General features: G+C 71.2%; 17 protein-coding genes. 15 read left to right on the top strand and 2 right to left on the bottom strand.

Features of this window, described 5'->3' with window-relative positions:
* Positions 1 to 116: 116 nt before the first annotated feature.
* Positions 117 to 953 carry a peptidylprolyl isomerase gene (locus KUM40_RS13270; protein WP_217166038.1) on the bottom strand — a complete coding sequence of 279 codons (837 nt, stop codon included), beginning with the start codon at positions 951 to 953 and terminating at the stop codon, positions 117 to 119.
* A 183-nt stretch (positions 954 to 1,136) separates the two neighbouring features.
* Between KUM40_RS13270 and KUM40_RS13265 the strand changes: the two genes are divergently transcribed.
* The 5 genes from KUM40_RS13265 to rpsD all read left to right on the top strand — a co-directional run bounded on the left by KUM40_RS13265 (position 1,137) and on the right by rpsD (position 6,354).
* Complete coding sequence (locus tag KUM40_RS13265; RefSeq protein ID WP_217166037.1) at positions 1,137 to 1,853, top strand: MBL fold metallo-hydrolase; 717 nt, start codon at positions 1,137 to 1,139, stop codon at positions 1,851 to 1,853.
* A 13-nt stretch (positions 1,854 to 1,866) separates the two neighbouring features.
* Positions 1,867 to 3,129, top strand: a complete 1,263-nt coding sequence (gene hisS / locus KUM40_RS13260; RefSeq protein ID WP_217166036.1) for a histidine--tRNA ligase — start codon at positions 1,867 to 1,869, stop codon at positions 3,127 to 3,129.
* A 202-nt stretch (positions 3,130 to 3,331) separates the two neighbouring features.
* Positions 3,332 to 3,994, top strand: coding sequence for a vitamin K epoxide reductase family protein (locus tag KUM40_RS13255; protein ID WP_217166035.1), 663 nt, complete (start codon positions 3,332 to 3,334; stop codon positions 3,992 to 3,994).
* Positions 3,995 to 4,087: 93 nt separating this feature from the next.
* Positions 4,088 to 5,443: a replication-associated recombination protein A gene (locus KUM40_RS13250; protein ID WP_217166034.1), complete on the top strand. Its 1,356-nt coding sequence runs from the start codon at positions 4,088 to 4,090 to the stop codon at positions 5,441 to 5,443.
* 296 nt (positions 5,444 to 5,739) lie between these two features.
* The gene (rpsD, locus tag KUM40_RS13245; RefSeq protein WP_217166033.1) at positions 5,740 to 6,354 is read left to right on the top strand and encodes a 30S ribosomal protein S4; all 615 of its coding nucleotides are present in this window, start codon (positions 5,740 to 5,742) and stop codon (positions 6,352 to 6,354) included.
* Positions 6,355 to 6,386: 32 nt separating this feature from the next.
* Here rpsD and KUM40_RS13240 read toward each other — a convergent pair whose 3' ends face one another.
* Positions 6,387 to 8,570, bottom strand: coding sequence for a regulator (locus KUM40_RS13240; RefSeq protein ID WP_217166032.1), 2,184 nt, complete (start codon positions 8,568 to 8,570; stop codon positions 6,387 to 6,389).
* A 165-nt stretch (positions 8,571 to 8,735) separates the two neighbouring features.
* On the opposite strand from KUM40_RS13240, the gene KUM40_RS13235 reads away from it, so the two are divergent.
* The 10 genes from KUM40_RS13235 (at position 8,736) to KUM40_RS13190 (ending at position 19,952) form a co-directional block, all read left to right on the top strand.
* Positions 8,736 to 9,188, top strand: coding sequence for a DUF948 domain-containing protein (locus tag KUM40_RS13235; RefSeq protein WP_217166031.1), 453 nt, complete (start codon positions 8,736 to 8,738; stop codon positions 9,186 to 9,188).
* A 7-nt stretch (positions 9,189 to 9,195) separates the two neighbouring features.
* Positions 9,196 to 9,561: a hypothetical protein gene (locus KUM40_RS13230; RefSeq protein ID WP_217166030.1), complete on the top strand. Its 366-nt coding sequence runs from the start codon at positions 9,196 to 9,198 to the stop codon at positions 9,559 to 9,561.
* Positions 9,561 to 12,233 (top strand): alanine--tRNA ligase, encoded by a 2,673-nt coding sequence (alaS, locus tag KUM40_RS13225; RefSeq protein ID WP_217166029.1) that lies wholly within the window; start codon positions 9,561 to 9,563, stop codon positions 12,231 to 12,233. Before KUM40_RS13230 ends, alaS begins: the two co-directional genes overlap by 1 nt.
* Positions 12,234 to 12,292: 59 nt before the next feature.
* Positions 12,293 to 12,745 carry a Holliday junction resolvase RuvX gene (gene ruvX / locus KUM40_RS13220; RefSeq protein WP_217166057.1) on the top strand — a complete coding sequence of 151 codons (453 nt, stop codon included), beginning with the start codon at positions 12,293 to 12,295 and terminating at the stop codon, positions 12,743 to 12,745.
* A 141-nt stretch (positions 12,746 to 12,886) separates the two neighbouring features.
* On the top strand, positions 12,887 to 14,674 hold the full coding sequence (mltG, locus tag KUM40_RS13215; protein ID WP_217166028.1) for an endolytic transglycosylase MltG: 1,788 nt from the start codon (positions 12,887 to 12,889) through the stop codon (positions 14,672 to 14,674).
* Positions 14,655 to 15,494 carry a shikimate dehydrogenase gene (locus KUM40_RS13210; protein WP_217166027.1) on the top strand — a complete coding sequence of 280 codons (840 nt, stop codon included), beginning with the start codon at positions 14,655 to 14,657 and terminating at the stop codon, positions 15,492 to 15,494. Before mltG ends, KUM40_RS13210 begins: the two co-directional genes overlap by 20 nt.
* A gap of 47 nt (positions 15,495 to 15,541) precedes the next feature.
* Positions 15,542 to 15,865, top strand: a complete 324-nt coding sequence (locus KUM40_RS13205) for a hypothetical protein (protein WP_217166026.1) — start codon at positions 15,542 to 15,544, stop codon at positions 15,863 to 15,865.
* Positions 15,866 to 16,069: 204 nt separating this feature from the next.
* Positions 16,070 to 17,254 (top strand): chorismate synthase, encoded by a 1,185-nt coding sequence (gene aroC, locus KUM40_RS13200; protein ID WP_217166025.1) that lies wholly within the window; start codon positions 16,070 to 16,072, stop codon positions 17,252 to 17,254.
* Positions 17,251 to 18,897 carry a 3-dehydroquinate synthase gene (gene aroB, locus KUM40_RS13195; protein WP_217166024.1) on the top strand — a complete coding sequence of 549 codons (1,647 nt, stop codon included), beginning with the start codon at positions 17,251 to 17,253 and terminating at the stop codon, positions 18,895 to 18,897. The genes aroC and aroB overlap by 4 nt, the downstream gene beginning before the upstream one ends.
* Positions 18,898 to 19,064: 167 nt before the next feature.
* Positions 19,065 to 19,952, top strand: coding sequence for a Pro-rich N-terminal domain-containing protein (locus tag KUM40_RS13190; protein WP_217166023.1), 888 nt, complete (start codon positions 19,065 to 19,067; stop codon positions 19,950 to 19,952).
* Positions 19,953 to 20,110 lie beyond the last annotated feature (158 nt).

The following is a 20,110-nucleotide window of genomic DNA, read 5'->3' as shown; positions in this document are numbered from 1 at the left end:
GCCTGCGGGGGGCTTCGCTACCCCCGGGCATCGTCCACAGTTTCGTCACGGCAAACATAGGCGACCGGCGGGGGGCCTGTCCGCATCCCGCACGACCGAACTTTCGCTGATGAGGGTCAGGATTTGGCGACCGTGGCCTTGTTGATCACGACCGTCGCGTTGGGCGCGGTGTTGCCCGTTGTGGGGTCGGCGGGCTGGGCCCCCGCGGCCGCGATCTTCTTCAGCACCGTCATGCCGTCGTCCGAGATGGTGCCGAACGGGGTGTAGCTGGGCGGTAGCTGACTGTCCTGGTAGACGAGGAAGAACTGACTGCCGCCGGAGTCGGCCTGCCCGGTGTTCGCCATCGCGACCGTACCCGCCGGGTACACGTTGTCCTTGAGGCTCTTGTCCTTGAGGTTCTCGTCCGGAATGGTGTAGCCGGGGCCGCCGGTGCCCTTGCCCGTGGGGTCGCCGCACTGGAGCACGTAGATGCCCTCAGCGGTCAGCCGGTGGCACTTGGTGTGGTCGAAGAAGCCCTTGCCCGCCAGGAAGTTGAACGAGTTGACGGTGTGCGGAGCCGCCGACGACTTCAGGGCGATGTCTATGTCACCGCAGGTCGTCGCCAGCTTCATCGTGTACTTCGCCGACTTGTCGATGGTCATCGCAGGTTCCTTCTTCCAGGTCTGCGTCTTGACCTTGCCCTCGGCGGGCTTGTCGCACGGATCCGGCGCCTTGGTCGAGGCCGAGGCGCTCGGCGTGACCTCCGCGCCCGCGTTCGTCTTGCTGTCGTCGTCGTCCCCCAGGACCACTCCGGTCGTGTACAGCGCGAGACTGCCGATCAGGATCACGCCGAGCACCGACGCGATCGAGGCGTTGCGCATGCGCGCCTTGCGTCGGGCGGAAGTGCGTCGCTGCTGCTGCCGCAAGAACTTCTCCCGGGCGAGCTGACGCCGCCGCTGCTCCTGGGTGACCACCGGGTTCTCTCCTCATGCGTCTTCGTGTGCCGACCGGTACGCGTGGGTGCGATGAGCCGACCGTGGGCGTGTAGCCCCGTACCGTATATGGGTTCGCTGAGGAAACGGCACCGCCGGTAGGCTCTGACCATGGGCGCGGCCCGTTCGCAAGCCCACCCGTACCGACACAAACGAAGGACGATCGTGCTCATTGCCGGGTTCCCGGCCGGCGCCTGGGGGACGAACTGCTATCTCGTCGCCCCCGCCGCCGGCGAGGAGTGCGTGATCATCGATCCGGGCCACCAGGCGGCCCCCGGAGTCGAGGAAGCGGTCCGCAAGCATCGGCTCAGGCCCGTCGCCGTCGTCCTCACCCACGGCCACATCGACCACGTCGCCTCGGTCGTCCCGGTGTGCGGCGCCCACGACGTGCCCGCCTGGATCCACCCCGACGACCGGTACATGATGAGCGACCCCGAGAAGGGGATGGGTCGCAGCATCGGCATGCCGATCATGGGCGAGCTGACCGTCGGGGAGCCGGACGACGTCAAGGAGCTGACCGACGGCGCGAAGCTGGCGCTGGCGGGCATGGAGCTGACGGTCGCGCACGCGCCGGGCCATACCAAGGGGTCGGTGACCTTCGGCCTGCCCGAGGCGGCGGACATCCCGCCGGTCATGTTCTCGGGCGACCTGCTGTTCGCCGGCTCCATCGGACGCACCGACCTGCCGGGCGGCTCCATGGACGACATGCTCGAGTCCCTGGCGCGCGTGTGCCTGCCGCTCGACGACTCGACCGTGGTGCTGTCCGGCCACGGCTCCCAGACGACCATCGGCCAGGAGCGCGCCACCAACCCGTATCTGCGGCAGGTGGCCGCGGGCCGGCAAGGACTCAGCGCTTTCGACGCGCCCCGACGAGGAATGTGACGAGACAGATCCCGTGAGCACCTTCAAGGCCCCCAAGGGCACGTACGACCTGCTGCCGCCGGACTCCGCCAAGTACCTGGCCGTCCGCGAGGCGATCGCGGCCCCGCTGCGCAACTCCGGCTACGGCTACATCGAGACGCCCGGTTTCGAGAACGTCGAGCTGTTCGCGCGCGGTGTCGGTGAGTCGACCGACATCGTGACCAAGGAGATGTACGTCTTCGAGACCAAGGGCGGCGACCGGCTCGCCCTGCGCCCGGAGACGACCGCCGCCGTGCTGCGCGCGGTCCTGGAGGCCAACCTGCACAAGGCGGGCAACCTGCCGGTGAAGGTCTGGTACTCGGGCTCGCAGTACCGCTACGAGCGCCCCCAGAAGGGCCGGTACCGCCACTTCTCCCAGGTCGGTGCCGAGGCGATCGGCGCCGAGGACCCGGCGCTCGACGCCGAACTGATCATCCTGGCCGACCAGTCGTACCGCGCACTGGGCCTGCGGAACTTCCGCATCCTGCTCAACTCCCTGGGCGACAAGGAGTGCCGCCCCGTCTACCGGGCCGCGCTCCAGGACTTCCTGCGCGGCCTGGACCTGGACGAGGACACTCTGCGCCGCGCCGAGATCAACCCGCTGCGCGTCCTGGACGACAAGCGCCCGGACGTCCAGAAGAAGCTGACCGACGCCCCGCTGCTGCGCGACTACCTGTGCGACGCCTGCAAGGCGTACCACGAGGAGGTGCGTTCTCTGCTGGTGGCGCAGGGCGTGGTCTTCGAGGACGACACCAAGCTGGTCCGCGGCCTGGACTACTACACCCGCACGACGTTCGAGTTCGTCCACGACGGCCTCGGCTCCCAGTCCGCGGTGGGCGGCGGCGGCCGCTATGACGGTCTGTCCGAGATGATCGGCGGCCCGTCCCTGCCGTCGGTCGGCTGGGCCCTCGGCGTCGACCGCACCGTCCTCGCCCTGGAGGCGGAGGGCATCGAACCGGACATCCCGTCCGCCACGTCCGTCTTCGCGGTCCCCCTCGGCGAGGAGGCCCGCCGGATCCTGTTCGCCAAGGTCACCGAGCTGCGCAAGAACGGCGTGGCCGCCGACTTCTCCTACGGCGGCAAGGGCCTGAAGGCCGCGATGAAGGCGGCCAACCGCTCGGGCGCCCGCTACACCCTGGTCCTGGGCGAACGCGACCTGGCCGAGGGCGTCGTCCAGCTCAAGGACATGGAGTCCGGCGAGCAGATCGCGATCGGCGTCAACGAGATCGTGGCGGAGCTGGAGTCCAGGCTCGGTTAGCGGACCTGTACGCCTCGTCGCCTCCAGGGGCGCGCGTGTTCGTCCGCGTGTGCCCCTGGGGAACGGGTGTTGGCCGGAACGGGCCGCTTCGGAGTGATCGCCGAGCCGTTCATATGTTCATCGAACGGTGCCCATACAGGCTCGTGCGGCACAATGGCCCTGCCCGAAGCAGGTCCGACTCTCCAGTGACGGAATCGGCGTGATGAGCAAGACGACAGTGAAGGACGTTCCCACCGTGGCGCAGTCCGGGCCGGAAGCCACCGCCGGAACACCGCGCACCGAGGGCGGCAGCCGCGCCCTCGCGCTGCTGCTGGTGATCACGGGCGCGGCCGGCCTGCTCGCCGCATGGGTCATCACGATCGACGAGCACAAACTGCTCGAGGCCAAGATCGCCGGCACGACCTTCACGCCCGGCTGCAGCCTCAACCCCGTCGTCTCCTGCGGCGACGTGATGGAGAGCGATCAGGCCTCCGTCTTCGGCTTCTCCAACCCGATGCTCGGCCTCGTCGCCTACGGCATCGTCGTCTGCGTCGGCATGAGCCTGCTCGCCCGGGCCCGCTTCCCGCGCTGGTACTGGCTCACCTTCAACGCCGGCTGCCTGTTCGGTATCGGGTTCGTGTCGTGGCTGCAGTTCCAGTCCCTGTACCGGATCAACGCGCTGTGCCTGTGGTGCTGCCTGGCCTGGGTCGCCACGATCCTGATGTTCTGGTACGTGACGTCCTTCAACGTCCGCAAGGGCTTCCTGCCCGCGCCCAACTGGCTGCGCGGCTTCTTCGGCGAGTTCACCTGGGTCCTGCCGGTGCTGCACGTCGGCATCATCGGCATGATGATCCTCACTCGCTGGTGGGACTTCTGGACCGGCTGACGGACCGGCCGACGGACCGGCCGACGGGTCGGCCGACCGTCCGGGCCCACCGGGCCCGTCGCGTTGTCAGTGCGGTCATCTAGGGTTCAGAGCGTGGAGCCCGACCTGTTCACCGCCGCAGCCGAAGAACGCCAGGAGAAGGACCCGACCGGCAGCCCCCTCGCCGTGCGGATGCGCCCGCGCACCCTCGACGAGGTGGTCGGTCAGCAGCACCTGCTCAAGCCCGGTTCCCCTCTGCGCCGACTCGTCGGCGAGGGCGGCTCCGGCCCCGCGGGGCCCTCCTCTGTCATCCTCTGGGGCCCGCCGGGCACCGGCAAGACCACCCTGGCGTACGTCGTCTCCAAGGCCACCAACAAGCGCTTCGTGGAGCTGTCCGCGATCACCGCGGGCGTCAAGGAGGTCCGCGCGGTCATCGAGGGCGCCCGCCGCGCGGTCGGCGGGTACGGCAAGGAGACCGTCCTCTTCCTCGACGAGATCCACCGCTTCAGCAAGGCCCAGCAGGACTCCCTGCTCCCGGCCGTCGAGAACCGCTGGGTCACCCTGATCGCCGCCACCACCGAGAACCCGTACTTCTCGGTGATCTCCCCGCTGCTCTCCCGCTCCCTCCTGCTCACCCTCGAGCCCCTCACCGACGACGACGTCCGGGACCTGGTCCGCCGCGCCCTGACCGACGACCGCGGCCTCAAGGGCGCCGTCGCCCTGCCCGAGGACACCGAGGGGCACCTGCTGCGCATCGCCGGCGGCGACGCCCGCCGGGCCCTGACCGCCCTGGAGGCCGCCGCCGGGGCCGCGCTGGACAAGGGCGAGACGGAGATCGGCCTGACCACGCTGGAGGAGACGGTCGACCGGGCCGCGGTGAAGTACGACCGCGACGGCGACCAGCACTACGACGTCGCCAGCGCCCTGATCAAGTCCATCCGCGGCTCCGACGTGGACGCCGCCCTGCACTACCTGGCCCGCATGGTCGAGGCCGGCGAGGACCCCCGCTTCATCGCCCGGCGCCTGATGATCTCGGCCAGCGAGGACATCGGCCTGGCGGATCCGAACGCGCTGCCGATCGCCGTAGCCGCCGCCCAGGCCGTCGCCATGATCGGCTTTCCCGAGGCCGCCCTCACCCTCAGCCACGCCACCATCGCCCTCGCCCTCGCCCCGAAGTCCAACGCCGCGACCACCGCCATCGGCGCGGCCCTGGACGACGTACGCAAGGGGCACGCCGGACCGGTCCCCTCGCATCTGCGCGACAGCCACTACCAGGGCGCCGGCAAGCTGGGACACGGGCAGGGGTACGTGTATCCGCACGACCTGCCGGAGGGCATCGCCGCCCAGCAGTACGCGCCGGACGAGCTGAAGGACCGGACGTACTACGAGCCGACCCGGCACGGCGCCGAGGCCCGGTACGCGGACGCGGTGGAGTGGACCCGCGGGCACCTCGGTCGCAAGCGGTCCTGAGCAGCCTGTAGAATCACCCGGAAGTGCCGAGTCCCGTGCAGTCAGAACGGGACAACCGGCCGGAACCCCCAGCGGGTTCCAGGAGCGTCGCGCACCGTCGACAGGTGTCGCGGGCAGCCCACCACCACCCGGCTTCCGGGACCGGTCGGTGGGCCACTCGCGTGCTGCACGTATGTGCCCAGACCAGGGAGCGGCTGCCCGCAAGGTCCCGAGCGGACCGGGCGGGTTTCCCCGGCTGCGGATTGCGACCTCCCTCAACCCTGACAAGCCGAAAATCCAGGAAAGAGACACAGACAGTGGCGAACCAGCCCCGCCCCAAGGTCAAGAAGTCGCGTGCCCTCGGCATCGCGCTGACCCCGAAGGCCGTCAAGTACTTCGAGGCCCGCCCCTACCCGCCGGGTGAGCACGGCCGCGGCCGCAAGCAGAACTCGGACTACAAGGTCCGTCTGCTCGAGAAGCAGCGTCTGCGCGCGCAGTACGACCTCAGCGAGCGCCAGCTCGTCCGCGCCTACGAGCGTGCCTCCAAGACCAACATGAAGACCGGCGAGGCCCTGGTCATCGAGCTCGAGCGCCGTCTCGACGCGCTGGTCCTGCGCTCGGGCATCGCCCGGACGATCTACCAGGCCCGCCAGATGGTCGTCCACGGCCACATCCAGGTCAACGGCCAGAAGGTCGACAAGCCGTCCTTCCGCGTCCGCCCGGACGACGTCGTGCAGGTCCGCGACCGCTCCAAGGAGAAGACGCTCTTCACGATCGCCCGTGAGGGTGGCTTCGCCCCCGACGGCGAGACCCCGCGCTACCTCCAGGTGAACCTCAAGTCCCTGGCGTTCCGCCTGGACCGTGAGCCGAACCGCAAGGAGATCCCGGTGATCTGCGACGAGCAGCTCGTCGTCGAGTACTACGCCCGCTGATCCCAGCCCAGGCGCAGTACACCCGCGGTACCTCAGCCCGCCGTCTCCCCGCCCTTCCGGGTGCGTGAGGCGGCGGGCTTCGCCGTCCCGGCGCCCGCGGCACGCCGCCCGGCCGGACGCGGCGCCGGCAGCGAGGCCGGCACCCCGGGCCGGCGCAGCGCCCGCGACACCGCCTCCCGGCGGCCGAGCCGCGCCCCGTGCCGTACGCACTCCTCGTACCGCTCGTCGCCCAGTTGCTCCCGGGCCGCCGCCTCGCACAGCTCGTGCGGCGCGTTGTAGTGCGCCGAGCCGAACAACGGCAACCCCACCGACGGCCACATCCGCCCGGCAGCGCCCTGGAGCACCGCGGCCTCCGCGGCGTCGCCCTGCGCCACCGTGACCAGGGCCAGCAGCTCCACCGCAAGGACCGAGCCGAGCTGGTCCCGGAAGCGGTGGGCACTGCCCAGGCAGTCGGCCAGCAGCTCGCGGGCGCGCACCGGGTCGCCGTCGCTCCAGGCCGCGTAGGCCAGGACGTACAGGGCATAGCCGCGGGCCCAGCGCTCGCCGTGGTCCTCGCACACCTGGCGCACGTCCTCGCACAGGCGCACCGCGTCCGGCAGATCGCCCTGGAACGCCCGTGTCATCGCCAGCTCCACCTGGCCCATCAGCACATTGCTGTTGAGTTCGCCGATCTCCCGGTAGCGGTGCAGCGCCGAGCTCAGCAGCGCCTCCGCGCGCGGCATGTCGTCCGTCACCAGCGCCAGGCAGCCGGTGCGGTGCTCCGCGTACGCCACCGCCGTGGGGTTGGCCGACCGCTCCGCCTCCTGCCGGCACTCCTGGAGCGCCGCCAGCGCGGGCACCGTGTCGCCCTGCAGGATCGCCACGTGGGCGAGCACCCACAGCGCCTTCAGCCGGGGCTGTTCGCCCGCCGTCTCCTCCGCGTCCAGGCGCACCGCCTGCTCCAGCCAGTGCCGCCCCTCCGACAGCCGTCCGCAGCCGATCCAGTGGAACCACAGGGCGCCCGCCAGATACTGGCCCAGGTGCGCCTCGTCCGGCTCGGTCAGACAGTGCTCCAGGGCACCGCGCAGATTCGGCAGCTCCGCGTCCACCCGCGCGGCGACCTCGCCCTGGCGCGGCGAGAACCACTCCAGCTCGCACCAGGTCGCCAGGCCCACGTACCAGTCCCGGTGCCGCCGCCGCAGCCGGGTCGCGTCCCCCGTCGCCTCCAGCCAGTCGGCGCCGTACGCCCGTACCGTGCCGAGCATCCGGTACCGCACCCCGGCCAAGGACTCCTCGCGGGTCAGCACGGACTGGGCGAGCAGCGCGGAGAGCACGTCGAGCACGTCGTCGCCCGGCAGCCCGTCACCGCTGCACACGTACTCGGCGGCCTCCAGGTCGAACGACCCGGCGAACACCGAAAGGCGCGCCCACAGCAGCCGCTCCGGCGGCGTGCACAGCTCGTGGCTCCAGCCGATCGCCGTGCGCAGCGTCCGGTGCCTGGGCAGCGCGGTGCGGTCCCCGCCCGTCAGCAGCCGGAAACGGTCGTCCAGCCGTTGCAGCACCTGCCCCGGCGACAGCGCGCCGAGGCGCCCCGCCGCCAGCTCGATCGCCAGCGGGATCCCGTCCAGGCGCCGGCACAGCTCGCGCACCTCCCGGTGGTCCTCGTCCAGGTCGGCGTCGTAGCCGAAGGTGAGGTGCCGCTGCCCCGCCCGGACCGTCAGCAGCTCCACCGCCTCCTCGGGGCCGAGCGGCGCCAGCGGAACCAGTTGCTCCCCGGCCACGCCCAGCGGCCTGCGGCCCACCGCCAGCACCCTGAGCCCGGGGGCGCGGCCCAGCAGGTCGGTCACCAGCGCGGCACAGGCGTCGACCAGATGCTCGAACCCGTCCAGGACCAGCAGCAGCTCCTGCTCGGCGAGATGCGCGAACAGCGTCTCGCGCGGCAGCCGGGTCGTGTGGTCGGTCAGGCCCAACGCCTCCACGACCGCGTAGTCCACGAACTCCTCGTCGCGCAGCGGCGCCAGCTCCACCCGCCACACCCCGCCGCCGGGCGCGCACCGCGCGGCCGCCCGCGCGGCGAGGCGCGACTTGCCGACGCCGCCGGTCCCGGTGACGGTCACCAGCCGCCCGGAGTCCAACGCCCCGGTCAGCTTCGCGAGTTCCGTCGCTCTCCCCACGAAGGCGTCCAGTTCCAGCGGTAGATTGCCGTGCGGGATGCCGTCGCGCCGATGGTCTCGCATGAAACACGGAGCGTACTGAACCGAATTCACTCCGTACAATCGCTTCGCGCGACTTCACCGCTTCGCGCCGCGCGCGGACGGTAATCGGGTACGGAGCCCCGCGCCCGGCGCGATAGGCTCGGTGCACGACTTTCCCGATGTTCATGCACGTCTTTCAGGGAGCGGGTGCACACAGTGTCCGGTGGCGAGGTGGCCGGGATCCTGGTGGCCGTCTTCTGGGCGATCCTGGTCTCCTTCCTCGCCGTCGCACTGGCGAGGCTGGCCCAGACGCTCAGGGCGACCACCAAGCTCGTGGCGGACGTGACCGACCAGGCCGTCCCGCTGCTGGCCGACGCCTCGTCGGCGGTGCGCTCCGCGCAGACCCAGATCGACCGGGTCGACGCGATCGCCTCCGACGTCCAGGAGGTCACCTCGAACGCCTCGGCGCTGTCCACCACCGTGGCCTCCACCTTCGGCGGGCCCCTGGTCAAGGTCGCGGCGTTCGGGTACGGCGTGCGCCGGGCACTGGGCGGTCGCAAGGAGGACGTGCCCGCGGGCTCGGCCAAGGAGCCGCGGCGTACCGTGATCGTCGGCCGTACGATCCCGGCCGCGCGGCGGACGAAGCGGAAGAAGGACTGATCCAGCGATGTTCCGCCGTACGTTCTGGTTCGGCACCGGCGTGGCCGCCGGTGTGTGGGCCACCACCAAGGTCAACCGGAAGCTCAAGCAGCTCACCCCCGACAGCCTCGCCGCGACCGCGGCCAACAAGACGCTGGACGTGGGCACCCGGGTCAAGGACCGCGCGGTCGTCTTCGCGCTCGACGTCCGCGACAACATGGCCCGGCGGGAGGCCGAACTGGACGACGCGCTGGGCCTGAAGGCCCCCGTCGAGCAGAGCCCCGCCGACCAGAAACTCGCGGGCCCCCTGCGCCGTGCCGCGATCGAGAACAGCAACAACCCGACGTATGTCGACAGGACGACGTACTCGTACAACCGGAATGAGGACCACTGATGGAGTCGGCCGAGATTCGTCGCCGCTGGTTGAGCTTCTTCGAGGAGCGCGGTCACACCGTCGTCCCTTCGGCGTCGCTCATCGCGGACGACCCGACTCTGCTGCTGGTCCCGGCCGGCATGGTGCCGTTCAAGCCCTACTTCCTCGGTGAGGTCAAGCCGCCCTTCGACCGCGCCACCAGCGTGCAGAAGTGCGTGCGCACGCCCGACATCGAAGAGGTCGGCAAGACCACGCGCCACGGCACGTTCTTCCAGATGTGCGGCAACTTCTCCTTCGGCGACTACTTCAAGGAAGGCGCCGTCAAGTACGCCTGGGAGCTGCTCACCAGCCCCCAGGACAAGGGCGGTTACGGCCTCGACCCCGAGCGTCTGTGGATCACCGTCTACGAGGACGACGACGAGGCCGAGCGCATCTGGCACGACGTCGTGGGCGTCCCGACCGAGCGCATCCAGCGCCTCGGCAAGAAGGACAACTACTGGTCCATGGGCGTCCCCGGCCCCTGCGGCCCCTGCTCCGAGATCAACTACGACCGCGGCCCCGAGTTCGGCGCCGAGGGCGGCCCCGCCGTCAACGACGAGCGGTACGTGGAGATCTGGAACCTCGTCTTCATGCAGTACGAGCGGGGCGAGGGCATCGGCAAGGAGGACTTCGAGATCCTCGGGGACCTGCCCAGCCAGAACATCGACACCGGCCTCGGCCTGGAACGTCTCGCCATGATTCTGCAGGGCGTGCAGAACATGTACGAGATCGACACCTCCATGGCCGTCATCAAGAAGGCCACCGAACTGACCGGCGTGGCCTACGGCGACGCCCAGGCCTCGGACGTCTCCCTGCGCGTGGTCACCGACCACATGCGCACCTCCGTGATGCTCATCGGTGACGGCGTCACCCCCGGCAACGAGGGCCGCGGCTACGTGCTGCGCCGCATCATGCGCCGCGCCATCCGCAACATGCGGCTGCTCGGCGCCACCGGGCCGGTCGTCAAGGACCTGATCGACGTCGTGATCGCGATGATGGGGCAGCAGTATCCCGAGCTGATCACCGACCGCGAGCGCATCGAGAAGGTCGCCGTCGCCGAGGAGAACGCCTTCCTGAAGACGCTGAAGGCCGGCACCAACATCCTCGACACCGCCGTCGGCGACACCAAGGCCGGCGGCGGCACCGTCCTCGCCGGCGACAAGGCCTTCCTGCTCCACGACACCTGGGGCTTCCCGATCGACCTCACCCTGGAGATGGCCGCCGAACAGGGGCTGTCCGTGGACGAGGACGGGTTCCGCCGCCTGATGAAGGAGCAGCGGGAGCGCGCCAAGGCCGACGCCCGGGCCAAGAAGACCGGCCACGCCGGCACCGGTGCCTACCGGGAGATCGCCGACAGGGCCGGCGCCACCGACTTCGTCGGCTACTCCGACACCGAGACCGAGTCCACGATCGTCGGCATCCTCGTCGACGGCGCCTCGTCCCCGGCCGCCACCGAGGGCGACGCGGTCGAGATCGTCCTGGACCGCACCCCGTTCTACGCCGAGGGCGGCGGCCAGATCGGCGACACCGGCCGGATCCGGGTCGACACCGGCGCCGTGATCGAGGTCCGCGACTGCCAGAAGCCGGTGCCGGGCGTGTACGTCCACAAGGGCGTCGTCCAGGTCGGCGAGGTCACCGTCGGCGCGAAGGCCCAGGCCTCCATCGACGACCGCCGCCGCAAGGCCATCGCCCGCGCCCACTCGGCCACCCACCTCACCCACCAGGCCCTGCGCGACGCCCTCGGTCCGACGGCCGCGCAGGCGGGTTCCGAGAACCAGCCCGGCCGCTTCCGCTTCGACTTCGGCTCGCCCTCCGCCGTGCCGACGGTCGTGATGGCCGACGTCGAGCAGAAGATCAACGAGGTGCTCGCCCGCGACCTCGACGTGCGCGCCGACGTCATGGGCATCGACGAGGCCAAGAAGCAGGGCGCCATCGCCGAGTTCGGCGAGAAGTACGGCGAGCGCGTACGCGTCGTGACCATCGGCGACTTCTCCAAGGAGCTGTGCGGCGGCACCCACGTGCACAACACCGCCCAGCTCGGCCTGGTCAAGCTGCTCGGCGAGTCGTCCATCGGCTCGGGCGTGCGCCGCATCGAGGCGCTGGTCGGTGTGGACGCCTACCATTTCCTCGCCCGCGAGCACACGGTCGTCGCCCAGCTCCAGGAGCTGGTCAAGGGCCGTCCGGAGGAGCTTCCGGAGAAGGTCTCCGCCATGCTCGGCAAGCTCAAGGACGCCGAGAAGGAGATCGAGAAGTTCCGCGCCGAGAAGGTCCTCCAGGCCGCCGGCGGTCTCGCCGACTCCGCCAAGGACGTGCGCGGCATCGCCCTGGTGACCGGCCGGGTGCCGGACGGCACCACCGCCGACGACCTGCGCAAGCTGGTCCTCGACGTGCGCGGCCGCATCCAGGGTGGCCGGGCCGCGGTCGTGGCCCTGTTCACCACCGTGGGCGGCAAGCCCCTGACCGTCATCGCCACCAACGAGGCCGCCCGCGAACGCGGACTCAAGGCCGGTGACCTGGTGCGCACCGCCGCCAAGACCCTCGGCGGCGGGGGTGGAGGCAAGCCCGACGTCGCCCAGGGCGGCGGCCAGAACCCGGCTGCCATCGGCGACGCCGTCGACGCCGTCGAGCGTCTCGTGGCGGACACCGCCAAGTGAGCGGTCCGGAGAACGGCCGGGCGGGGGAGCAGGCCGGAGATCAGCCGGACGGCCCGGTGATGCGCCGCGGCCGCCGCCTGGCCGTCGACGTCGGCGACGCCCGCATCGGCGTCGCCTCGTGCGACCCCGACGGGATCCTCGCCACCCCGGTGGAGACCGTCCCGGGCCGCGACGTCCCGGCGGCGCACCGACGCCTGAGGCAGTTGGTCGAGGAGTACGAGCCGATCGAGGTCGTCGTCGGTCTCCCGCGCTCCCTCAAGGGGGGCGAGGGCCCGGCCGCGGCCAAGGTCAGGCGCTTCACGCAGGAGCTGGCCCGCGGCATCGCTCCGGTGCCGGTCAGGCTCGTCGACGAGCGGATGACGACGGTCACCGCCAGTCAGGGGCTGCGTGCCTCCGGAGTGAAGTCGAAGAAGGGCCGGTCGGTCATCGACCAGGCCGCCGCTGTGATCATCCTCCAGCAGGCCCTGGAATCCGAACGGGTGTCAGGCAGGCCACCCGGCGAGGGCGTCTAAGTGGTCATCTGATCGCGGTGCGGTAACGTTCCGCGCGATGCGGAGGCATTTCGAACAGCCACCGCACAGTAAGAGGCGGAACGGAAGCGGCCCCTTCGGCACAGGCCGCGCCCCCCGTCGCCTCGCGGCTCTAGGGGATCCATGACTGAGTATGGCCGGGGCCCAGGCTCCGAACCGTGGCATCCGGAGGACCCGTTGTACGGGGACGACGGATGGGGCGGACAGCAGGCCCACACGGGTCAGCAGTCTCCCTACGGCGGCCAGCCGCAGCAGTATCCGGAGCAGCAGGCGCAGCAGCAGTACGGCGACTGGGGCGACGGCGGGCAGTCGGGGTACGGCGGCGGGCAGCCGCAGTACGACCAGTACGGCCACCAGCACCCCGAGCCGCGGTACGACCAGTACGGCCGGCCGCAGTACGACCAGCACCAGTACGGTCAGCAGTACGACCAGCAGCAGTACGACCAGCAGTACGCGCCCCAGACCCACCAGCCGCAACAGGGCCATCAGGGCCAACAAGGTCAGCAGGGTCAGCAGGGATACGACAACGGCGGCTGGGGCACCGGCGCGCATCCCCAAGCCCAGTACCCGGCCGAGCCGTCCGACCCCTACGGACAACAGGCCGGCGGCTACGGTGCGGAGCAGCCCGACTTCTACGGCACCCCGCAGGCGTACCCGCCGCCGGAGCCGCCCGCCCGCCGGCGTGCCGAGCCCGAGCCGCAGCGCACCGACTGGGACCCCGGGCCGGACGAGGGCGAGCACGCTTTCTTCGCGGGCGGGGACGGCGGTGACGAGGACGACGCGGCGGACGACGGCCGCGAGGACCGCAGGAGCCGGGGCGGCAAGCCCAAGAAACGCCGCAGTGGATGCGCCTGTCTGGTGGTCTGCCTGGTGATGGGCGGCGGCGTGGCGGGCATCGGCTATTTCGGCTACCAGTTTTACCAGGATCGTTTCGGCGCGGCCCCGGACTTCGCGGGCGAGGGCAACGGCGAGCAGGTGAACATCACCATCCCCAAGGGCGCGGGCGGCTCGACGATCGGCCAGGAGCTGAAGCGAAAGGGCGTGGTGAAGAGCGTCGACGCCTTCATCGCCGCCCAGCAGAGCAACCCCCGGGGCAAGAGCATCCAGGACGGCGTCTACACGCTGCAGAAGGAGATGTCGGCCGAGAGCGCGGTCGAACTCCTGCTCAACCCGGAGAGCCGCAGCAACCTGATCATCGCCGAGGGCAGGCGCAACGCCGACATCTACGAGCTCATCGACAAGCGCCTCGAGGTGAAGAAGGGCACCACCGCCAAGGTCGCCAAGTCCGAGTACAAGAGCCTCGGCCTGCCCGAATGGGCGCTGAACCACAAGGACGTCAAGGACCCCCTGGAGGGCTTCCTCTACCCGTCCAGCTACTCGGCCGCCAAGGGACAGAAGCCCGAGGACGTGCTCAAGCAGATGGTGGCACGTGCCAGTGCGCAGTACGAGAAGATCGGCCTCGAGGAGAAGGCGGAGGGTCTCGGCCTCGAGGGGCCGTGGGAGCTGCTCACCGTGGCGAGCCTGCTGCAGGCGGAGGGCAAGACCCACGAGGACTTCCGCAAGATGTCCGAGGTCATCTACAACCGGCTCAAGGAATCCAACACCCAGACGAACCAGAAGCTGCAGTTCGACTCGACCTTCAACTACCTGAAGGGCCAGAGCAAGATCCACATCAGCGAGTCCGAGATCAACAGCAACAAGGACCCGTACAACACCTACACCAACAAGGGCCTGCCACCCGGTCCCATCGACAACCCCGGCGGAGAGGCCCTGCAGGCGGCGCTCAACCCGACGGCGGACGGCTGGCTCTACTTCGTGGCCACCGACGGCGTGAAGAAGACCGAGTTCGCGAAGACTCACGACGAGTTCCTGAAGCTGAAGGACAAGTTCGATGCCAGCTCCGGCGACTGACCGGCGCAGGGCCGCCGTTCTCGGCTCCCCGATCGCCCACTCCCTGTCCCCGGTACTGCACCGCGCCGCCTACGCGGAGCTGGGGCTGGCGGACTGGACGTACGACCGTTTCGACATCGACGAGGCGGCACTGCCCGGCTTCCTCGAGGAACTGGGTCCCGAGTGGGCGGGGCTGTCGCTGACCATGCCGCTCAAGCGGGCGGTGATCCCGCTGCTCGACGCGATCAGCGACACGGCGGCCTCCGTGGACGCGGTGAACACCGTGGTCCTCACCGAGGACGGCCGCAGGACCGGCGACAACACCGACATCCCCGGCATGGTCGCCGCGCTGCGCGAACACGGCATCGAGAAGGTCGACTCCGCCGCGGTCCTCGGCGCCGGCGCCACCGCCTCCTCCGCGCTGGCCGCGCTGGCCCGGATCTGCACCGGCGAGGTCGCCGTCTACGTCCGCAGCGCGGCACGCGCCGCCGAGATGCGGGGCTGGGCGCGACGGCTGGACGTCGACGTGCGCATCGCGGACTGGGCCGACGCCGAGGAGGCGCTGCGCGCCCCACTGGTGGTGGCCACCACCCCGGCCGGCACCACCGACGCCCTCGCCGCCGCCGTCCCTGAGATGCCGACGACCCTCTTCGACGTGCTCTACGACCCCTGGCCCACCGCGCTCGCCGCCCGCTGGTCGGCGTACGGCGGTGCCGTCGTCAGCGGCCTCGACCTGCTGCTGCACCAGGCGGTGCTCCAGGTGGAGCAGATGACCGGCCGCGCTCCGGCGCCGCTGGCGGCGATGCGAAAAGCGGGAGAGCACGCGCTGGCGGACCGCTAGGCTCCGTCCGGTTCCGCAGGGGGCGGAACGGGAGGGGAAGACGATCCATGGACACAGGTGTGCCGCTGGCCTCCGTCAAGAGTCAGATCTTCGAGGCCGTCCTGGGCTTCCTGCCCGTCTGGGTGCAGATCTCGGTGCTTGCGCTGATCGTGCTCGCCGTCCTCGCGAGCTGGGTGGTCAAGCTCAGGCGCAGGATCGCCGGGCGGCGCGCGACGCGCGCCGGGCAGGCCGTGCGCACGACGGCGCAAGACGGTCAGGGCACCGGCGCCGACCACCTGGGGCCGTACGCACCGCCGCGGCAGGAGGAGACCGGCGCCGACTTCCTCGGTTCCTACGCTCCCTCGCGGCAGCGGGGCAACGGTTCCGCCTGACGCGGCCCGGGACCCGTGCCCGCCCGCTCGGCCGTCCGTCCGGCCGTCCGTCCGTCCGTCAAATGGACCGGCGACCGGGCCGAGTGGCCGGACGTGGGAGGATCGAAGGCGGCGGACCGGGGCCGCGCACCCGGTCGAGTCGTCGCGTACGCGGACAGGACGCGTACGCAGGGCATACCGGGGCGCGAGCACTGAGGAGCACCGTTGAGCAGGTTGCGCTGGCTGACCGCGGGGGAGTCCCACGGTCCCGCACTCGTCGCGACGCTGGAGGGCCTGCCCGCCGGTGTGCCGATCACCACCGACATGGTGGCGGACCACCTGGCGAGGCGGCGGCTGGGCTACGGTCGCGGCGCGCGGATGAAGTTCGAGCGCGACGAGGTCACCTTCCTCGGCGGCGTCCGGCACGGTCTGACGATGGGCTCCCCGGTCGCCGTCATGGTCGGCAACACCGAGTGGCCCAAGTGGGAGCAGGTCATGGCGGCCGACCCGGTGGACCCGGAGGTGCTGGCCGGCCTCGCCCGCAACGCCCCGCTGACCCGGCCCCGGCCCGGCCACGCCGACCTCGCGGGCATGCAGAAGTACGGCTTCGACGAGGCCCGGCCGATCCTGGAGCGCGCCTCGGCCCGTGAGACGGCGGCCCGGGTGGCGCTGGGCGCGGTGGCCCGGTCGTACCTGAAGGAGACGACCGGCGTCGAGATCGTCAGCCATGTCGTCGAGCTGGCCGGGGCGAAGGCGCCGCACGGCGTGTACCCGACGCCGGCCGACGTCGGGAAGCTGGACGCCGACCCCGTGCGCTGCCTGGACGCGGACGCGTCGAAGGCGATGGTCGCCGAGATCGACCAGGCCCACAAGGACGGCGACACCCTCGGCGGCGTCGTCGAGATCCTCGCCTACGGCGTGCCGGTGGGCCTCGGCTCGCACGTCCACTGGGACCGCAAGCTCGACGCGCGGCTCGCCGGCGCCCTCATGGGCATCCAGGCGATCAAGGGCGTCGAGATCGGCGACGGCTTCGAGCTGGCCCGCGTGCCAGGCTCCCAGGCCCACGACGAGATCGTGGGCACGCCCGACGGCATCCGCCGTGTCACCGGCCGCTCCGGCGGCACCGAGGGCGGCCTCACCACCGGTGAACTGCTGCGGGTGCGCGCCGCGATGAAGCCGATCGCGACCGTGCCGCGGGCACTGAAGACCGTGGACGTGACCACCGGCGAGGCCACGCAGGCACACCACCAGCGCTCCGACGTGTCCGCCGTACCGGCGGCCGGAATCGTCGCCGAGGCCATGGTGGCCCTCGTACTCGCGGACGCCGTCGCGGAGAAGTTCGGCGGCGACTCGGTCGCCGAGACTCGCCGCAACGTCACCTCGTACCTCGAGAACCTGGCCGTCCGATGAGCGGGGCACCGCTGGTCGTCCTCGTCGGCCCGATGGGCGTCGGCAAGTCCACCGTCGGACGGCTGCTGGCCGAGCGGCTCGGCGTCGGCCACCGGGACACGGACGAGGACATCGTCTCCGCCGAGGGGCGGAGCATCGCCGAGATCTTCGTGAACGAGGGCGAGGGCGCCTTCCGTGAGCTGGAGAAGAACGCCGTACGCGCGGCGCTCACCGGACACGACGGAGTCCTCGCCCTCGGTGGTGGCGCGATCCTGGACGCGGACACGCGCGCGCTGCTCGCCGGGCAGCGCGTCGTCTACCTCTCGATGGACGTCGACGAGGCGGTCAAGCGCACCGGCCTGAACGCGGCGCGCCCACTGCTGGCGATCAACCCGCGCAAGCAGTGGCGCGAGCTGATGGAGGCCCGTCGGCACCTGTACGAGGAGGTGGCCGCGGTCGTCGTGACCACCGACGGCCGTACGCCCGAAGAAGTCACCCAAGCCGCCCTGGACGCACTGGAGTTGGCTGCAATTCCCGGAGGCCGACCCTCGGACCCCCGGCCGGAGGACGCTGTGGTGAACGCTGTGAAGAGGATCCAGGTCGGCGGCACCGCCGGATCAGAGCCCTACGAGGTCCTGGTGGGCCGGCAGCTCCTGGGCGAGCTGGGCGGCCTGATCGGCGCGAAGGCCAAACGCGTCGCGGTGATCCACCCCGAAGCGCTCGCCGAGACCGGTGACGCGCTGCGCGGCGACCTCGCCGAACAGGGCTACGAGGCGATCGCCATCCAGGTGCCCAACGCGGAGGAGGCCAAGACCGCCGAGGTCGCCGCCTACTGCTGGAAGGCGCTCGGCCAGTCCGGGTTCACCCGTACCGACGTCGTCATCGGGGTCGGCGGCGGGGCCAGCACCGACCTGGCCGGATTCGTGGCCGCGACCTGGCTGCGCGGCGTGCGCTGGATCGCCGTCCCCACCACCGTGCTGGCCATGGTGGACGCGGCCGTCGGCGGCAAGACCGGCGTCAACACCGCCGAGGGCAAGAACCTCGTCGGCGCCTTCCACCCGCCGGCCGGTGTGCTGTGCGACCTGGCCGCCCTGGACTCGCTCCCGGTCAACGACTACGTGTCCGGCCTGGCCGAGGTCATCAAGGCCGGCTTCATCGCCGACCCGGTGATCCTCGACCTCATCGAGTCCGACCCCGTGGCCGCGCGCACCCCGGCCGGACCGCACACCGCCGAGCTGATCGTGCGCTCCATCAACGTCAAGGCCGAGGTCGTCTCGTCCGACCTGAGGGAAGCGGGCCGCAGGGAGATCCTGAACTACGGCCACACCCTGGGCCACGCCATCGAGAAGAACGAGCGCTACAAGTGGCGCCACGGCGCCGCCGTCTCCGTCGGCATGCACTTCGCCGCCGAACTGGGCCGGCTGGCGGGCCGCCTGGACGACGCCACCGCGGACCGCCACCGCGCCATCCTCGAATCCGTCGGGCTGCCGCTGCACTACCGGTACGACCAGTGGCCCAAGCTGGTCGAGAACATGAAGGTCGACAAGAAGTCCCGCGGCGACGTGCTGCGCTTCATCGTCCTGGACGGCCTCGCCAAGCCCACCGTGCTGGAGGGCCCCGACCCGGCCGTCCTCCTCGCCGCCTATGGCGAGGTGGGCGAGTAGTACCCCGGTGCGCCTTCCGTCCGATTCGACCTGTCGGACGGGCACTTCGGGCCGCCCCCGGCCGTTCACCAAACGACGGCCGGGGGCGGTACCGTTCGGTAGCAGAGGGGGCGGGCACCCGTCCCGCCGTCAGCGCCCATCGCCTGTACGAGACGGAGTGGCACCGGATGCAGCACCCAGTGGGTTCTCCGCTGCCGCCGCCCCACCAGCCGGGGCACGGACCGGCCGCCGGCTGGTCCCCGGCCGCACACCACCCCGGCCCGCACCAGGGACCCGTCGCCCCCGTGCCGCAGCCCTCGGCGCCGGGGTACCCCCTGCGGGCCCCGCACCCCGGCGCGGCCCAGCAGGCCCCGTCGCCGCCCCCGGCTCCGGGCCCGCAGCAGCCGGCTCCCGCCCCGCCCGTGCCGGAGACCACCGGCCATGTGCCGCTGCCGCCCGGCGGCCCGGTGGCCGTGCCCAGCGTGCCCCCCGCCATGGCCGCCGCGCCGGACTCCACCTCGACCACCCTCGCGGTGCTGCTCATCGGCCCCGCGGGCGCCGGCAAGACCAGCGTCGCCAAGTACTGGGCGGACCACCGCCGGGTCCCCACCGCGCACATCAGCCTCGACGACGTCCGTGAATGGGTCCGCTCAGGCTTCGCCGACCCCCAGACCGGGTGGAACGAACACTCGGAGGCGCAGTACCGCCTGGCCCGCCGCACCTGCGGCTTCTCCGCGCGCAACTTCCTCGCCAACGGCATCTCGTGCATCCTCGACGACGCGGTCTTCCCGGACCGCCCGGTCGTCGGCCTCGGCGGCTGGAAGCGGCACGTCGGCCCCGGCCTGCTCCCGGTGGTCCTCCTGCCGGGCCTGGACATCGTCCTGGAGCGCAACGCCGAACGCAGCGGCAACCGACGCCTCACCGACGAGGAGGTGGCCCGCATCCACGGCCGCATGGCCGGCTGGTACGGCTCCGGCCTCCCCATCATCGACAACTCCCAACTCGACGTCCCGGACACGGCCCAGGTCCTCAACGAGGTCCTGTCCCGCTCGATAGCCAGCCCCCCGAACTGGTAAGCAGGGGCGTGGGGCTGTATCGATGTGCGGCTCCGCCGCGGGGCGCGACAAGCCCCCACCGGCGGCCAGACGCCCCACACAACACAAGGCCCCACCCCAATGGGCGCACCCCGCATTCCCCGGCCCCGCCCACTCGGCCCACCCAAGCAGCGCACTCC

The sequence above is a fragment of the Streptomyces sp. AC512_CC834 genome (genome assembly GCF_019049325.1).
GTDB lineage: Bacteria > Actinomycetota > Actinomycetes > Streptomycetales > Streptomycetaceae > Streptomyces.
Note: the sequence above shows the minus strand (reverse complement) of the source record. Positions and strands in the feature narration are given on the sequence as shown.

Excerpts from the sequence above, each read along its gene's own strand:
- KUM40_RS13255 (WP_217166035.1), top strand. The coding sequence starts at position 3,332 with ATGAGCAAGACGACAGTGAAGGACGTTCCCACCGTGGCGCAGTCCGGG.
- KUM40_RS13240 (WP_217166032.1), bottom strand. The coding sequence starts at position 8,570 with ATGCGAGACCATCGGCGCGACGGCATCCCGCACGGCAATCTACCGCTG.
- KUM40_RS13230 (WP_217166030.1), top strand. The coding sequence starts at position 9,196 with ATGTTCCGCCGTACGTTCTGGTTCGGCACCGGCGTGGCCGCCGGTGTG.
- alaS (WP_217166029.1), top strand. The coding sequence starts at position 9,561 with ATGGAGTCGGCCGAGATTCGTCGCCGCTGGTTGAGCTTCTTCGAGGAG.
- ruvX (WP_217166057.1), top strand. The coding sequence starts at position 12,293 with ATGCGCCGCGGCCGCCGCCTGGCCGTCGACGTCGGCGACGCCCGCATC.
- mltG (WP_217166028.1), top strand. The coding sequence starts at position 12,887 with ATGACTGAGTATGGCCGGGGCCCAGGCTCCGAACCGTGGCATCCGGAG.
- KUM40_RS13210 (WP_217166027.1), top strand. The coding sequence starts at position 14,655 with ATGCCAGCTCCGGCGACTGACCGGCGCAGGGCCGCCGTTCTCGGCTCC.
- KUM40_RS13205 (WP_217166026.1), top strand. The coding sequence starts at position 15,542 with ATGGACACAGGTGTGCCGCTGGCCTCCGTCAAGAGTCAGATCTTCGAG.
- aroB (WP_217166024.1), top strand. The coding sequence starts at position 17,251 with ATGAGCGGGGCACCGCTGGTCGTCCTCGTCGGCCCGATGGGCGTCGGC.
- KUM40_RS13190 (WP_217166023.1), top strand. The coding sequence starts at position 19,065 with ATGCAGCACCCAGTGGGTTCTCCGCTGCCGCCGCCCCACCAGCCGGGG.